The following is a 15736-nucleotide window of genomic DNA, read 5'->3' as shown; positions in this document are numbered from 1 at the left end:
TACTAAGACTTCACTAATTCTTTCGTTTCTTCCATTCGAACGGATACTAGCTTGGAAACACCTAATTCCTGCATCGTCATTCCATATAGAACATCTGAACTTTCCATCGTCCCTTTTCGATGAGTGATTACAATAAATTGTGTCTCTTCACTAAACTTTTTCAAGAATTGGCTGAACCGGAGAACGTTTGCTTCATCAAGGGCAGCTTCGACTTCATCAAGAATACAAAAAGGAACTGGACGAACTTTTAATATTGAAAACAAAAGGGCAATTGCAGTCAATGCTCTTTCACCGCCCGAAAGTAATGCAAGATTTTGCAGTTTTTTCCCAGGTGGCTGCGCAATAATCTCTACACCTGTTTGTAGAAGGTCATTGGCATCCGTCAACTTAAGCTCAGCCCTACCTCCGCCAAACAGCGCTTTAAATACTGTTTCGAATTGACTTTGAATCGCATAAAAGGTTTCGGCAAACCGCCGTTTCATTTCATCATCCATTTCATCAATCACTTGGAAAAGGGTGTCTTTAGCTGTCTGAAGGTCATCTTTCTGTTCTAAGAGGAATTGATATCGCTCTGCTACCCTATCATATTCCTCGATTGCCCCAAGATTAACCGTCCCAAGCTCTTCCACCGCAAGCTTAATTAATTTAACCTTTTTTTTAGCAATATCTGCCTCAATCGTTAATGGATACTGCTCCAGCGCTCCCTCATAGGAAAGAAAATATTCTTCACGTAAATGATTAAGTCGATTCTCAAGTTCAACATCCAATCTGTTAAGCCGAACTTCTTCATCCTTTACTGCCTCTGCAATTCCTTTATGAACTCGCTTCTGTTCCTTACTCTCACATTCATAATCTTCTAATTGTGATTGTAAATCAACTCTTTCTTTACGTTTCTGTGCAATGAGTTTTATTGCTTCATTTTTATCAACAAGCTTATTTTGAGCAGCTGTTTCTATTATTTCCTCACCGCTTGAACTATCTGTCATCTCACTCGATAATAGAGACAGATCTTCTTGATAATCCGCTACCTTACGGATTTCTTCCATAAGGCTATTGTTAATTCGTGTATATTTTTCGGATTGATTTTGGAGCTGCTCACGCTTTGAAGCAAGCTGCACTTTTACCTCATTTGTTTCTTCAATCAGCGTTTCTTTTGACGTTTGCTGAGACTGTTTTTGCTTACTTAATGAGGAAATTTCTTCATCCAGTTTATTAATTTCAATCAAACATCGATTTAACAGTTCATTTACTTCCTGAAGTCGAGCTGATTTCTGACGAGATTCATCTAAGATAGCTTGCTTGTCCAGGTCATATAAATGCAATCGTTCATTAATATTTCGTTCCTGCAATTCAATTTCACGGATTTCACTTTTGCATAACTGTTCCTTTAAACGGAGTGTTTCCCCAACTTTACGAATTTCTTCGATTTTTTCTTCTTCGACTGAAATATCTCGCTTTTGCTGTTTAACTTGCTGTTCAAGCAAAGCTGTCTTTTCTTCCATTGCCAAAAGCTTCCCATTCAATTCATTAAGCTCATTCTTTCTTGATAAAAGGGATGATTGCTTTTGCTTCACAGCTCCTCCAGTCATCGATCCACCTTGATTGACAATATCACCTTCCAGTGTGACGAAGCGATATTTATAAGAAGTAAGCTTCGCTAGCTCATTTGCACCCTTAAGTTCACTTGTAATGATGACGGTGCCGAGCAAGTTAGCAACTATATTCGAATACCTATTATTGAATTGAACAAGACTTTCAGCTGTCCCAATAAATGAAGGGTGATTGCTCAATAACTGAAGCTGTGAAGGTGAGAGCTCACGCGATTTTATAACAGTTAAAGGCAGAAAGGTCGCTCTACCGTATCCATTTCGTTTCAGATAGCTGATCGCTTGTCTTGCATGATTTTCTGTATCCGTTACGATATGCTGCATGGAAGCTCCAAGTGCCGTTTCTATGGCTTGCTGATATTCTTTAGGCACTTTAATTAACTCAGCAATTGCCCCTTCCACTCCATGTAACGTATCATTCTTCGCTTTTAACACTTCTTTGACACCTTGGAAAAATCCAGCATAATCGTCCTGCATTTCTTCAAGCATATCTTTACGGGACTTGGATTGCTGAAGGAATTGATAGGCCTGATATAGAAGCTTTTCCTGTTTTTGATAGGTTGCTTTAATAGACTCGAGCTTTTTCTGTTCTTCCCGAAAAGAAAAAACATGCTGTTCAATTTGCTGTGTCACTTCATTGAAACCATCGAGACTGATTACTTTCTTCTTTTCAACCTCTGCACGTTCACTGAGATATTTACCGTTTTCCTGATCAAGACGGGCATTTCTCGTTTTCTGCTGATTAAGCTGTTGTTGCAGATGCTGTGTTTCATTTCTTGCAGCAGCTTGCTTATTCAGCCATTCAATGTAGTCACTCTTCAAGGTTTCAATTGTTTCCTCAAGATTTGCGCTCAACAGCCCTATACTTTTTTGTTTTTCATTAAGATCTTTCTGAAGCCCTTTTACATCACTCTCTAAAATCGCTAATACTTTACCTTCACGATCCTTTTCATCTTTTAGAGAAAGAATGCTTTTCTCACTATCTACAATGAATTTCTCAAGTTGATGCTTGTTTTGTGAGGCATTTTTTTTACGTTCTTTTAAAACTTCTTTACGACCTTCAAGTTTTTCAAGCTCCTCACTTGCGTGAAGCAATACCGCCTGAAGTTCATTAACAGACTCATCCAATGCATAAATATGATCACGAATGTTTTCTACATCTGCTTCTTTTTTCTGAAGTGATATTGATAATTCCATTTCCTGATCAGTATGCCGCTTTAACTCTTGAGATAGCCTATTCCATTTTTCATGAAGTGTTTTAATTTCATGAACAGTTAAAGCGACTTCAATTTGTTTAAGATCTTCTTTTTTTTCTAAAAATTCTTTTGCCAGGGAAGATTGAATCTTTAATGGTTCGACCTGCCCTTCCAATTCAGAAAGAATATCCTGTACCCGGGTTAAATTTTCCTGTGTTTCAAATAGCTTATGTTCTGCCTTTTTCTTTCTGGATTTATACTTTAATACACCAGCAGCTTCTTCAATGATGACTCTTCTTTCTTCCGCTTTACTGCTCAGTATCTCTTCGACTTTCCCTTGACTGATGATAGAGAAGGCTTCCTTGCCGAGGCCTGAATCCATAAATAAGTCAATGATATCCTTGAGTCGACAAGATTGATTATTAATCAAAAAGTCGCTGTCACCTGAACGATACACTCTTCTAGTAACACTGACTTCATGAAAGTCGATTGGAAGCGTATTGTTTTCGTTATCTAAGGTTAAAGTTACTTCAGCGAAATTAAGCGCCTTTCTTGAGTCACTCCCAGAAAAAATGACATCCTCCATTTTCGCGCCTCTTAGTGATTTTGCAGACTGTTCACCCAATACCCAACGAACAGCATCAATAATATTACTTTTTCCGCTTCCATTTGGACCGACAATCGCTGTTACTCCCGGCACAAAATCTACGGAAACCCTTTCTGCAAAGGATTTAAATCCCACAACGTCCAATCGTTTGAGGAACATACTTTCTCCCCCTCTTTTCAACTCTACTCGTTGAATCATTCATTCTATCTATTTCCTTGCTTCTCTAAGAGTTGATAATGCAATCTGAGCGGCACGTTGTTCTGCTTCTTTTTTTGACTTACCGCTCCCAATCCCTAGCTCTCCATTGTTCAAGGACACTTTTGAAACAAACTCCCGGTTATGCGCTGGTCCTTTTTCATGCATAATTTGATACTCAAGTATTCCAACTCCATCTCGCTGCACGAGTTCCTGCAATTGGCTCTTATAATCCATCACATGAGAAAAAGCACCCTCATTAATTTTAGGAAACACTACTTTTTCCAAAAACTGAACGACTCTTTCAAGTCCTTGATCTAAATACAAGGCACCGATAAATGCTTCGAATACATCGGCAAGTAAAGCAGGACGCTGTCTTCCACCTGTCATTTCTTCCCCTTTTCCAAGCAATATCAATTTACCGAATGATATATCATTCGCAAACGAAACAAGAGAAGGCTCACAAACGATTGCTGCTCTTAACTTCGTAAGTTCCCCTTCACTCATCATCGGATATTTATTGAATAAGTATTTGGATACTGTTAATTCAAGTACTGCGTCTCCTAAAAATTCAAGCCTTTCATTATCTTCATAAGGCTTCCGGCGATGCTCATTCACATAAGATGAATGGGTAAAAGCTTGCTTTAACAATTTTTCATTAGTAAAAAGAAAACCTGTGCTTTCTTGAAATTGTTTAAACATCGAATCTTTCATTGCTGACTTTCGCTTATTTCCATTGTTTCTCATCTTAAAAAACCCTCCACTAACAACTCAATAATCCTAGCTAAACTAAAAACTAAAGGGAGCCCACATATCGATTTTCGCACAAGTCATACAAGAGGACCGGAAGTGTTACTCCTAATCGAAATGAATGGGCTTATGACCACGAACCAATTCGCCCGCGGTTGGACACCAAATGAATTCAGTAGTGCAAAGAAGCTTGACAAAGACAGCCAAGCTTATTTTGTATTATATCATAAGAAAAACCCATACGCCCATTCAATTGGGCATATCTCAATCAAAATTAGAGGGTGTTTTTTCGTACTAGGGATTACTCAAGTAGCCCAGTAAAATAGCAGACGAATTTTTACGCCACTCTTACTTTTTTATTCTTTAAACATACACTTTTAGTATGCCACATATTAACATCTCGCAGTTAACTATTTAATTTTGGAACAAAAACCCATATTCGTATCTGTATTCCGTTTTCTTTTGAACATATAGAAAAAGACCAGATTCCACATTCATCATGAAGCTTCAAAATGAATGGTTTTATGGAATCTGGTCCTTGACTGACTACCTATAGTAGTTCTCTCCGAGATTAATTCATTACATCGTGCTCTTTATGTAATTCACAGCATCTCCTACTGTTGTAAGTTTTTCTGCATCATCGTCTGAAATTTCCATGCCGAACTCGTCTTCAAGTTCCATAACTAGTTCTACTACATCAAGGGAATCCGCACCAAGATCTTCTTTGAATGAAGCTTCTAATTTAACTTCAGCTTCTTCAACATTTAATCGGTCTACTACGATTTTCGTTACGCGTTCTAATACGTCTGCCACTGCATTCACCTCCCCTCAAGCCATTATAGTGTTTTTTTTCAAAAGCGCAAGAATTTTTATCAAAAAATTCGATAGCCTTTTATTATCTTTAAAATGAAAAGCCGTCTTTACATGACCATACCACCATCAACATGTAGTGTTTGTCCAGTCATATAAGCACTAGCTTCTGATGCTAGAAAAGTTACAACTCCAGCAACATCTTTTGGATCACCGAAGCGGGATAACGGAATTTGTGAAAGCATAGCACTTTGTATTTCATCTGTAAGCGTTTCAGTCATATCCGAAGTGATGAACCCAGGCGCTACAGCATTCACTGTAATTCCTCTTGAAGCAAGCTCTTTCGCTACCGTTTTCGTTAATCCAATCACGCCCGCTTTAGCAGCAACATAATTCGCCTGTCCAGCGTTGCCACTAACACCAACGATAGAAGCAATATTAATAATTCTACCACTGCGCTGTTTCATCATTGGACGAGTAACCGCCTTTGTGCAAAGGAATACGCCCTTCAAGTTTGTGTTGATGACATCATCCCATTCATTTTCTTTCATTCTCATCAACAAATTATCTCTAGTAATTCCAGCATTATTCACCATAATATCAATGCGCGGAAATTTTTCAGTAACGCTTTTGATCATCGCTGTCACAGAATCAGAATTAGCCACATCACATTGAATAGCAAAAGCTTCTCGACCTAATAATTGAATCTCTTCCACCACTTCATTTGCTTTCGCTTCACTTCCAGCATAGTTTACTGCAACATGCGCACCTTGTCGGGCCAGTTCAAGCGCTATCTCCTTACCAATGCCACGTGAAGCACCTGTTACAAGTGCGTATTTCCCTTCTAATAACATTTTATTCCCCCCTCAATGCTTCTACTGTCTTATTCAAACTCTCTGTATCATAGACGGAATAAATCGTAACAGAACGATCGATTTTCTTAATCAGTCCGCTCAAGACTTTCCCAGGACCGACTTCAATAAACGTATCTACCCCTAAAGAAAGCAATGTTTTCACACTATCTTCCCATAAGACAGGGGAGTACAGCTGTTCAATTAATTTTTCTTTAATAGCATTTGCAGCGGTTACTGGTTGTGCCGTTACATTAGAGATAACAGGAACTCTACAATCACGAACGTCAATTTCGTCCAAAACAGATTGAAGTTTAGATGCAGCCGGCTCCATAAGAACAGAATGGAAAGGACCACTAACATCAAGTGAGATAGCACGCTTAGCACCTTGTTCTTTCGCTTCTTTCCCCGCAAGTTCTACCCCTGTTGCGCTTCCTGAAATAACGATTTGACCAGGACAATTAATATTCGCTAATTGAACTGGTTCTCCATTTTTTGTAACAGATTCTGTAATGTCCGCTAATATTTCACGGTCCATCCCTAAAATCGCGGCCATTGCTCCTTGACCATTCGGAACCGCTTCTTCCATAAATTCTCCACGCTTACTCACTGTATGTACGGCATCTTTAAAGTCGATTGCCTGACTAGCAACTAAAGCAGAATATTCTCCTAAACTATGTCCTGCTGTGTAATCAGGAGAGATCCCTTCACCCTTCAATGCTTCAAACAATGCATAACTCACAGTTAAAATAGCGGGTTGTGCATGATAAGTTAATGTAAGCTTTTCTTGTGGGCCATTGAAAATAAGATCTGATAACGAGTAGTCAAGTGTTGTATCAGCAGAATGAAAAATTTGTTGTACTTTTTCATTCTGCTGATACATATCTTTCCCCATTCCAACGATTTGTGATCCTTGACCTGGAAAAACAAAAGCAATTTTCCCCATAGCTTTCTCTCCCTACATGTATTATTTTCATTCGATTGCAGTCTTAATCGTTGTTACCATTTCATTAGAAACCATAATTCTTGTCTGCCTTACTGCATTGTAGATGGCATTAGCATCTGATGATCCATGTGCCTTAATGACAGGGGCGTTTAATCCAAATAAGGCTGCTCCACCGTATTCAGAGTAATCCATTTGGTTTTTAATTACCCTTAGCTCTGGCTTTAGTACAGCTGCTGCCAACTTACTTTTCATATTGCTCATTAATGCACTCTTTAACATCGTAAATACACTCATGGCTGTCCCTTCAATGGATTTGAGTACGATGTTGCCAGTAAACCCATCAGTAACAACCACATCTGCAGGACCTTCAAGCAAGTCTCTAGCTTCAACATTCCCAACAAAGTTAATATTAGCTTCTGTTAAGAGTGTAAAAGCTTGTTTTGTTAATTCGTTACCTTTTTTCTCTTCGGTCCCAATATTGAGTAGGCCAACACGAGGGTTCTGAATCCCCCTAGCTTTCGCAGCATAGATCGAACCCATAATAGCATATTGGACAAGATGTTCAGGCTTCGCATCTGCATTCGCACCGACATCAAGCAAGACAAAACCTCTACCATCGATTGTTGGTAAAGTCGGTGAAAGTGCCGGACGCTCGATACCTGGAATCCGACCGACAACGAAAAGTCCTGTTGCCATTAAAGCACCTGTATTACCCGCAGAGATGCATGCATCCGCTACTCCATCTGCTACTTGCTGGGCGGCTAATACCATCGACGCCGTCTTTTTCCTTCGTACTGCACGCACAGGCTCATCCGTACTTAGAATTTTTTCTTCTGTATGTATGATTGTGATTCGTTCATTATTGGTCAAGTGGGCGTTGATTTGAGCTTCATCTCCGACAAGAATAATCTCTACATCATGAAATGCTTGAACAGCCTTCATCGCTCCGAGTACTGTTTCTTTCGGACCATGGTCTCCACCCATTACATCCATCGCTATCTTCATCGTTTTTCATCCTTTTCTAGCTGACATGATCGGAACATCTCGAACTCTCCCTTAAAAACCAGTTCATTCCCTACAAAACTACTTACTTCAACGAGAGAACGATCTGCCAAATGATCAGTCTTCTGCACCTTCGCCTTGGCAATAACTCTTTCGTTTTCCTTTACTGAACGGGTAAACAAGATAGAAGCTTTTGCTGTTAAAGCCAACTCGTCATTAATGACAGCAACCGCTAAAGAGTTTGCCTGTGCAAATAAATGATGTCCCCTTGCTATCCCGTTTCGTTGGAAAACATGTTCTTTTTTTATATCTAAAATTGAAATAGCTTGTTGATCTAAATGTATATCAATTACTTCACCGATGACTTCTTCCAACGGTAAAGCTCGTACTTCATCAGTTAATGTTTGCTCCGCTACATTTTTAATGCGCTCACGAAGCTCAGGTATTGATAATTCAAGTCGGTCTAAACGTATAGTTTGTACACTAACCGAAAATTTATTAGCCAGCTCCTCATCTGTAACAAAAGGGTTTTCCTTTATCGTTTCGATTAACAACTGCTGGCGTTCCTTCTTATTTCTTCGCATTTTGAAGGTCACCATCCATAGTATTATGACTAGGTACTAATAGTAGTATATAGATAAAAAAAGCAGATTGCAAGAACAAAAGCGCAAGCAGATTGATCAACCTAAAATCTACATAAGCCAAGCAAAGCTGCATGAGGAACGGCCTTCTCCCCCATCAGATTGCTTGGCTTACGGGCTAGAGGAGTTCGGATGCTTGAATTAGACATCAAAACTCGTTTAAAACATATATCTCTCATATTTTTCAAACTAAACTGTCACCAGTCCTGGGCTACAAAAAACAAGTTATGTTAACATAACTGTCCCCCGTTCGTAACAGGTGCTAGGAAAAGCATCAATACTTGTTAAACACGTACTTAAAAAATCTATCAATCAAGCTTCTCACCATTCAATACGCCCGTTTCTTCAAGGCTCTTTCTAAGTAGTTCGTATTGGGGGTCATTCCAGAAACTTTCTGAAGCAATTAATCGAGCTGCATCATCTCTCGCTACCTCAAGTGTACGGTAATCATGAACCATATCAGCTACTTTAAAATCAGGTAATCCACTTTGTTTTTTTCCAAAAAAATCACCAGGACCACGCAACTCCAAATCCTTTTCAGATAGAACGAAGCCATCATTCGTTTCTGTCATAATCTTCATCCGCTCTTTACCATTTTCTGATTTAGGATCTGCAAGAAGGATACAATACGACTGATCACTCCCCCTACCGACACGGCCTCTCAATTGATGTAATTGGGCAAGACCAAACCGCTCTGCATCATATATGACCATGACCGTCGCATTTGGAACATTCACACCAACTTCAACCACGGTTGTGGAGACAAGTATCTGAGCCTCATTTTCACTGAATTGCTTCATGATACTTTCTTTCTCGTCAGCAGGTAAACGTCCATGCATTAACCCTACATGAAAACGCCCCGCATAATAGTGGGTGAGCATCCCATGAACATCCAACACGTTTTGCAAATCGAGTTTTTCAGACTCTTCGATAAGTGGACAAATGACATATGCTTGACGTCCCTGACGCAATTCTTTTTCAATAAAATGGAGTATTCGGTCGAGCATATCATGTTTTGCCCAATACGTTTCAATTACTTTTCTACCTGCAGGCATTTCGTCGATAGTAGAAACGTCCATTTCTCCAAAAACCGTAATCGCCAATGTTCGCGGAATCGGCGTCGCAGTCATAAAGAGTACATCAGGACTTTCCCCTTTTTCTCGGAGAATTCTCCGCTGTTGCACACCGAAACGATGCTGCTCATCCGTGATCACTAAACCTAAGTTGCAAAAATTCACTTCTTCTTGAATGAGCGCATGGGTACCAATTAAAATATCTATTTCTCCCTTTTCCAGAGCTAAAAGAAGCTCACGGCGTCTTTTCCCTTTGATCGAACTTGTAAGAAGATCAGTCGAAATCCCTACTGGTTCAAGCATAGCCTTTAAGGAATGGGCGTGTTGCTCCGCCAATATTTCTGTAGGCACCATTAGTGCACCTTGATATCCTGCTGTGACAGAAGAAAAAAGAGCAATTGCAGCCACAACGGTTTTCCCTGATCCTACATCTCCTTGAAGCAGACGATTCATTCGAAAAGGAGATGTCATATCAACTGAAATTTCATTTACCACACGTTTTTGAGCATCTGTTAACGGAAAAGGTAAAGTTTCGATGAACAGCTTTACCTTTTCCTCATCAAATATTTGCTGGATTCCGCGTGATTGCTCTCTTTGGATTTTACGCATGGCCTGCATTTTTAGCTGAAATAATAAAAATTCCTCGTATACAAATCGTCTTCTAGCTTGCTTGACAGTCTGTGCATTTTCAGGGAAATGCATTGAATGAAGTGCATTTGGACGAGGCATCAGCTTATAACGAGTTAGTAATGAATCCGGCAAGTTTTCTTCAAGCAACGCTCCATATTGTGCAAAAGCATTTGTAATATATCTTCGTAGTCCTTTGACAGATATACTTCCGCGCACCGAATAAACGGGTTCAAACTCATTCTCCACCTTATGAGAACCAAAATGGCATTCATTTCCGGTTATCATTTGGCGATGACGATCCCATTTACCGGTCACAGTAATCACATCATTTATGTTCATTTTGCTTTTTAAATAAGGCTGATTAAAAAAAATAACCGTGATTAAGTATCTGCCGGTTAATAATTTTAGCATCAGCCTCGACTTTTTCTTGCCGTAATAAGTAAGCGATGGCTGGCTGTGAAGTTTCCCCTCAACTGTAACCCGTTCATCATGCTCAGTCGTTTCTAAATCTTTTAATCGATAATCCTCGTATCTGAATGGTAAATATTCAAATAGGTCCAAAACAGTTGTAACGGCCAGCTCTTCTAGGGCTACTGCTGTTTCATTTCCAATTCCCTTAATGGCGGTCACAGGATCTAATAATGACAGATTCACTCTTGCGTAAGCGGCATACCAAAGATTTTAGCTGCTAAAGCTCGACCAGTTGGTGTATCCGCCAATCCTCCTTCACCCGTTTCTCTTAGTGCAGATGGCATCGATTGACCAATTTTGAACATTGCACTAATTACTTCATCACAAGGAATACGACTTGTTATACCAGCTAGAGCCATATCAGCCGCTACCATCGCATTTGCCGCTCCCATTGCATTCCGTTTTACACAAGGTACTTCCACGAGCCCCGCCACTGGATCGCAAACAAGTCCTAGCATATTTTTCAGTGTTATAGCCATTGCTTGTGCACATTGCTGTGGCGTGCCTCCTGCCATTTCCACAATTGCCGCTGCTGCCATTCCTGCCGCTGACCCTACTTCAGCTTGACAACCGCCAGCAGCGCCCGAAATGGATGCATTGTTAGCTACTACAAACCCAAAAGCGCCTGAAGTGAAAAGAAACTCAATTTTTTGTTCGTGGGTAGGATTTAACTTTTTTTGTACTGCAAAAAGTGTTCCTGGAACAACCCCTGCGGAACCAGCAGTCGGCGTTGCACATATCGTTCCCATCGCAGCATTCACTTCATTCGTCGCAACCGCTTTACTTACTGCATCAAGCAACACTTCACCAGAAAGAAAGTTTCCTTTTTTTATATATTCTTGCATAAGAACAGCATCGCCACCCGTTAACCCTGAGACAGATGTAACTCCTGCTAGTCCCCTTTCCACCGCTTTTTCCATGACATCAAGATTATTTTCCATTTGTTTCAAGATTTGTTCACGCGTTTTTCCGGTTATTTCAATTTCCTGTTCAATCATGATTGTAGAAATTTTCTTTTGTTGGGACTCTGCCATTTCTACTAATTCCGCTACATTTCGAAACATTTAATATCCTCCTTAGACAAACTAAAAGTCTCTCGCTTATCCGTGACAAGCACAAGAGAGCCGACATGAATATCGTTCTTGACCTTCTTAACGGATTGGCTTGTAACCTTAAACAGATGGCGCCTTGCACTAGACATCTTAACTGCTTTAAAAAAACTTATAGAGGATGCTCAAAAAGTCCCGTAAAAAAGCTTGCGAATTGCATCAAAGCTCATAAATGACCTTCTGTTAAAACCGCGCAGGTCTAGAGGCGATCACTCCTCGAACTTCTCGGCTCTTTTTATCCTCCTTTTTGAACACGCACTAATATTTTCATATTTCTTATTTTGTATGTTCTAGTAATCGTTAATCCACTACTCTCGCAACTTGCGTAATATAAGGAAGTCCTTCAATTTCCGCTAAAACAACGTCATCGATATTCTGGTCTACTTCAATGACCATTAAAGCCATTTTTCCTTTTTCCTTACGTGACACTTCCATATGACCTATATTCATTTCGTGCTTAGATAAAATATTAGCCACGTTAGCAATCGCTCCAAAACGGTCATCATGCACAACTAGAATAGCAGGATGGTGACCAGACAATCGCAACTTGAATCCATTTAGTTCAGTAATTTCAATCTTTCCGCCACCAATAGAAATACCAACCAATTCCAATTCACCTTGCGTGTCACCAATCACTAATTTCGCTGTGTTTGGATGGTCTGGCACCGCTTCTTCTTCATGAAAAGAAATTTTCATTTTTTTTAAAGCTGCTAAATCTAATGATTGTTTAATTCGTTCATCAAATGTATCAAAATCTAGTAAACCGCCAACAAGCGCAACATCTGTTCCATGCCCTTTATATGTTTTTGCAAATGATCCATACAAATAAATATCAGCCCACTCCGGTTCGCGTCCGAAGAGATTTCTGGCAACTCGTCCAATCCTTGCCGCACCAGCGGTATGTGAACTTGAAGGACCTATCATCACTGGACCGATAATGTCAAATACGCTTTTATACTTCATCGATTACTCTCCTTAGGTTTCAGATTCTTTATCAACCATACCTTTTATTATTTTATTAATAAATCAAGAACAAGTTCCAATAAAATGAAACTTCAAGCGTAAGAATATTACGAATCATTCACTCTAAAAAACTTCGGAACACATAAGTATGTCAATGTTTCTAATGATAAAAAAGAACCGCAATACCGAGAAGGCACGCAGTTCTATTTTGACATTTACAACTTAGATCAGCAAGAGAAAAGATTGGGAGTAATCCTAGTTATTTCTTTTCTTAATGGACGATTGAAAGATGATTATTCAATTGAGAAGATAAAAGAATAGAGCGGCTGATTTCCGCTATGAACTTCAATTTCGATATCAGTAAAGGTCTCGTCACAGAATTCTACCAATTGGTCTACTTCGTCCTGCGTTACATCTTCTCCGAACAGGATCGTTAGAATTTCAGCATCTTCATCGATCATGCTTGTCAAAAGATCTTTAGCCGTTTGAAGCTTTTCTTTGCTCTTCGTTTGAATCTTACCTTCTGATAAGCCCATGAAGTCCCCTGTTTCAATTTCCAATCCATCAATATTCGTATCACGGATCGCATACGTAATCTGGCCGGTTTTGACATGGGACAAAGCTTCTCCCATAGCTACAGCGTTCTCGTTAATGCCGGTGGATGGATTGAACGCTAAGAGCGCTGACATCCCTTGAGGAACCGTTTTAGAAGGGATAACAACTACATGGTCCCCAAGAAGGTCACAAGCTTGTTGTGCAGCCATAATAATGTTCTTATTATTCGGCAGGATGATAATTTTTTCTGCATTCGCATCTCTGACAGCCTTAACGATATCTTGAGTGCTCGGATTCATCGTTTGTCCACCCTCAATAACTACGGTCGCACCAATACTTTTAAACAATTCGCTAATACCTGAACCCATTGATATTGAAACAATGCCGTATTTTTCTTTTACTTTCGGTTTTGACCCTACAGTTAAAGTAGCATTTGTTTCACCCACAATAGCTGTGTGCTGCTCGCGCATATTCTCGATTTTTAGTTTAATTAAACTACCGTATTGCTGTCCATAATTCAGACAGTCTCCAGGAGTCTCCGAATGAATATGTACCTTTACCACTTCATCATCCGAAATCACTAGTAAGGAATCACCAAATCGACTTAAATCATTCCGGAATGTCTCCTCGACAAATGTTTTTTTTAAAGTCTTGGCATCTTCAAGTCTCACCATGAACTCTGTACAGTAACCATACACGATATCCTCGGTATTGATGTGGCTTTGGACATTCATATGATGCTCAGCACTAACTAGTTCACCCATAGACGGAAGACGGTCAAGTGTACCAGGAAGATCTTCACCCTTTAATTCAGCTAAAAAACCTTCATACACAAGCACTAAACCTTGTCCACCACTGTCTACTACCCCGACTTCTTTTAATACTGGCAACAAGTCTGGTGTACGATTCAAAGAAGCATTTGCTTCTTTCACTATTTCCTCCATCACCACGATCAAGTCTTCATGTTTCATAGCAGACATCATCGCTTGTTTTGCAGCGTCTTTCGCAACGGTGAGAATGGTTCCTTCTACAGGTTTCATCACTGCTTTATATGCTGTTTCAACACCAGCTTCAAATGCTCGTGCAAATTCCTGACTATTTATTTCGGAGTTCATTTCAATCGATTTTGAAAACCCTCTGAATAGTTGGGAAAGGATAACACCTGAATTACCACGCGCTCCCATCAGCAACCCTTTTGAAAGCGCCGCCCCAACTTTCCCTATATGAACTTGTACATGATTTTGTACTTCCTTCGCACCAGAAGTCATCGATAAATTCATATTTGTCCCTGTATCACCATCAGGAACAGGAAAAACGTTTAATGCATCAACTATTTTAGCATTCGCTGCCAGATTATTGGCACCTTGAATGATCATTTCCGCAAAACGTTTCCCATCTAAGCTTGTTATTGACACAAAACTTCCTCCTCGATTTAAGGGTTCGTTACGCGAACTCCCTGTACAAAAATATTAACTGAATCTGCAGCTAATCCGACCGTTTTGTCCAGGGTGTATTTTACCTTTGACTGTACATTGTGCGCAACTTCGGAAATCTTTGTTCCATAGCTTACAATAATAAACATATCAATGTGGACTTCATCATTCTCTTGGCGTACAATCACACCTTTAGTGAAGTTCTCACGACGCAAGATTTCCGTTATGCCATCTTTAATTTGTTTCTTAGAAGCCATTCCTACAATACCGTAACAATCCACTGCAGCGCCACCTGCAACTGTAGCAATTACATCGTTAGAAATATCAATTTGTCCAAATTTAGTTTTTAATTCAATAGACATATACGTTCCCCTCCCAAAATCTCATTAGCTATAAACATTTTACTATATTGGCAAGTGTATTAAAAGGAATTGTCATGCCGTATTAGTATAAATCAATTATCTGTCATGTATGTCAAGGTATTTTTCTTGAAAGTAATGAACAGAAGTATTGCATTCTCCAGATAGGTGTGATAAATTATTAAGGTATTTCATAAGACTTAAGATACTATGAAAACCTAAGCATTAGTAGTTAGGAGGGAATTTAATATGGCACGTCAATGTGTAATCACTGGTAGAAAAACTCGATCTGGTAATAAACGCTCACACGCAATGAATGCTAACAAACGTACATGGGGGGCTAACCTTCAAAAAGTACGTATTTTAGTTGACGGTAAACCTAAACGTGTATACGTTTCTGCAAGAGCTCTTAAATCTGGTAAAGTAGAACGCGTATAATGTAAACGGCATCCTTGCATAAGGGTGCCTTTTTAATTTATCGGCAACAATGCCTAGAAGTCCCAACCTGCCATTGGATACATAACGCTGCTTTCTCCTC

Annotated in this window: 14 protein-coding genes; 2 read left to right on the top strand and 12 right to left on the bottom strand. The window is 39.6% G+C overall.

Features of this window, described 5'->3' with window-relative positions:
• Positions 1 to 2: 2 nt before the first annotated feature.
• Together smc and rnc are read right to left on the bottom strand one after the other, a co-directional pair.
• The gene (gene smc / locus JNUCC23_RS08155; protein ID WP_454215164.1) at positions 3 to 3569 is read right to left on the bottom strand and encodes a chromosome segregation protein SMC; all 3567 of its coding nucleotides are present in this window, start codon (positions 3567 to 3569) and stop codon (positions 3 to 5) included.
• 48 nt (positions 3570 to 3617) lie between these two features.
• A complete protein-coding gene (rnc, locus tag JNUCC23_RS08150) occupies positions 3618 to 4352 on the bottom strand; it encodes a ribonuclease III (RefSeq protein WP_403073285.1) in 735 nt (244 codons plus the stop codon).
• A 102-nt stretch (positions 4353 to 4454) separates the two neighbouring features.
• On the opposite strand from rnc, the gene JNUCC23_RS08145 reads away from it, so the two are divergent.
• A complete protein-coding gene (locus tag JNUCC23_RS08145) occupies positions 4455 to 4676 on the top strand; it encodes a hypothetical protein (protein WP_454215162.1) in 222 nt (73 codons plus the stop codon).
• A 258-nt stretch (positions 4677 to 4934) separates the two neighbouring features.
• Here JNUCC23_RS08145 and acpP read toward each other — a convergent pair whose 3' ends face one another.
• The 10 genes from acpP to JNUCC23_RS08095 form a co-directional block, all read right to left on the bottom strand.
• A complete protein-coding gene (gene acpP / locus JNUCC23_RS08140; RefSeq protein WP_028392885.1) occupies positions 4935 to 5168 on the bottom strand; it encodes an acyl carrier protein in 234 nt (77 codons plus the stop codon).
• 107 nt (positions 5169 to 5275) lie between these two features.
• Complete coding sequence (gene fabG, locus JNUCC23_RS08135) at positions 5276 to 6019, bottom strand: 3-oxoacyl-[acyl-carrier-protein] reductase (protein WP_403073280.1); 744 nt, start codon at positions 6017 to 6019, stop codon at positions 5276 to 5278.
• Between the two features lies 1 nt (position 6020).
• Positions 6021 to 6962 carry an ACP S-malonyltransferase gene (fabD, locus tag JNUCC23_RS08130; RefSeq protein ID WP_454215160.1) on the bottom strand — a complete coding sequence of 314 codons (942 nt, stop codon included), beginning with the start codon at positions 6960 to 6962 and terminating at the stop codon, positions 6021 to 6023.
• Between the two features lie 27 nt (positions 6963 to 6989).
• A complete protein-coding gene (gene plsX / locus JNUCC23_RS08125) occupies positions 6990 to 7967 on the bottom strand; it encodes a phosphate acyltransferase PlsX (RefSeq protein ID WP_403073276.1) in 978 nt (325 codons plus the stop codon).
• Complete coding sequence (gene fapR, locus JNUCC23_RS08120; RefSeq protein ID WP_062181259.1) at positions 7964 to 8548, bottom strand: transcription factor FapR; 585 nt, start codon at positions 8546 to 8548, stop codon at positions 7964 to 7966. The genes plsX and fapR overlap by 4 nt, the downstream gene beginning before the upstream one ends.
• A 365-nt stretch (positions 8549 to 8913) precedes the next feature.
• A complete protein-coding gene (gene recG, locus JNUCC23_RS08115) occupies positions 8914 to 10962 on the bottom strand; it encodes an ATP-dependent DNA helicase RecG (RefSeq protein WP_454215158.1) in 2049 nt (682 codons plus the stop codon).
• Positions 10959 to 11843, bottom strand: a complete 885-nt coding sequence (gene sdaAA, locus JNUCC23_RS08110; RefSeq protein ID WP_403073270.1) for an L-serine ammonia-lyase, iron-sulfur-dependent, subunit alpha — start codon at positions 11841 to 11843, stop codon at positions 10959 to 10961. The genes recG and sdaAA overlap by 4 nt, the downstream gene beginning before the upstream one ends.
• Before the next feature lie 345 nt (positions 11844 to 12188).
• Positions 12189 to 12851: an L-serine ammonia-lyase, iron-sulfur-dependent subunit beta gene (sdaAB, locus tag JNUCC23_RS08105; RefSeq protein WP_062181269.1), complete on the bottom strand. Its 663-nt coding sequence runs from the start codon at positions 12849 to 12851 to the stop codon at positions 12189 to 12191.
• Between the two features lie 293 nt (positions 12852 to 13144).
• On the bottom strand, positions 13145 to 14821 hold the full coding sequence (locus JNUCC23_RS08100) for a DAK2 domain-containing protein (protein WP_454215156.1): 1677 nt from the start codon (positions 14819 to 14821) through the stop codon (positions 13145 to 13147).
• A 17-nt stretch (positions 14822 to 14838) separates the two neighbouring features.
• The gene (locus tag JNUCC23_RS08095) at positions 14839 to 15201 is read right to left on the bottom strand and encodes an Asp23/Gls24 family envelope stress response protein (RefSeq protein ID WP_062181275.1); all 363 of its coding nucleotides are present in this window, start codon (positions 15199 to 15201) and stop codon (positions 14839 to 14841) included.
• Between the two features lie 246 nt (positions 15202 to 15447).
• On the opposite strand from JNUCC23_RS08095, the gene rpmB reads away from it, so the two are divergent.
• Positions 15448 to 15636: a 50S ribosomal protein L28 gene (rpmB, locus tag JNUCC23_RS08090; RefSeq protein ID WP_028392895.1), complete on the top strand. Its 189-nt coding sequence runs from the start codon at positions 15448 to 15450 to the stop codon at positions 15634 to 15636.
• The last annotated feature ends 100 nt before the right edge of the window (positions 15637 to 15736 follow it).

The sequence above is a fragment of the Peribacillus sp. JNUCC 23 genome, assembly GCF_053653995.1.
Note: the sequence above shows the minus strand (reverse complement) of the source record. Positions and strands in the feature narration are given on the sequence as shown.

Bases quoted from the DNA above. Each gene is read 5' to 3' on its own strand.
- fabG (WP_403073280.1), bottom strand. From the start codon at position 6,019: ATGTTATTAGAAGGGAAATACGCACTTGTAACAGGTGCTTCACGTGGC.
- fapR (WP_062181259.1), bottom strand. From the start codon at position 8,548: ATGCGAAGAAATAAGAAGGAACGCCAGCAGTTGTTAATCGAAACGATA.
- fabD (WP_454215160.1), bottom strand. From the start codon at position 6,962: ATGGGGAAAATTGCTTTTGTTTTTCCAGGTCAAGGATCACAAATCGTT.
- sdaAB (WP_062181269.1), bottom strand. From the start codon at position 12,851: ATGAAGTATAAAAGCGTATTTGACATTATCGGTCCAGTGATGATAGGT.
- rpmB (WP_028392895.1), top strand. From the start codon at position 15,448: ATGGCACGTCAATGTGTAATCACTGGTAGAAAAACTCGATCTGGTAAT.
- plsX (WP_403073276.1), bottom strand. From the start codon at position 7,967: ATGAAGATAGCGATGGATGTAATGGGTGGAGACCATGGTCCGAAAGAA.
- sdaAA (WP_403073270.1), bottom strand. From the start codon at position 11,843: ATGTTTCGAAATGTAGCGGAATTAGTAGAAATGGCAGAGTCCCAACAA.
- rnc (WP_403073285.1), bottom strand. From the start codon at position 4,352: ATGAGAAACAATGGAAATAAGCGAAAGTCAGCAATGAAAGATTCGATG.
- JNUCC23_RS08095 (WP_062181275.1), bottom strand. From the start codon at position 15,201: ATGTCTATTGAATTAAAAACTAAATTTGGACAAATTGATATTTCTAAC.
- smc (WP_454215164.1), bottom strand. From the start codon at position 3,569: ATGTTCCTCAAACGATTGGACGTTGTGGGATTTAAATCCTTTGCAGAA.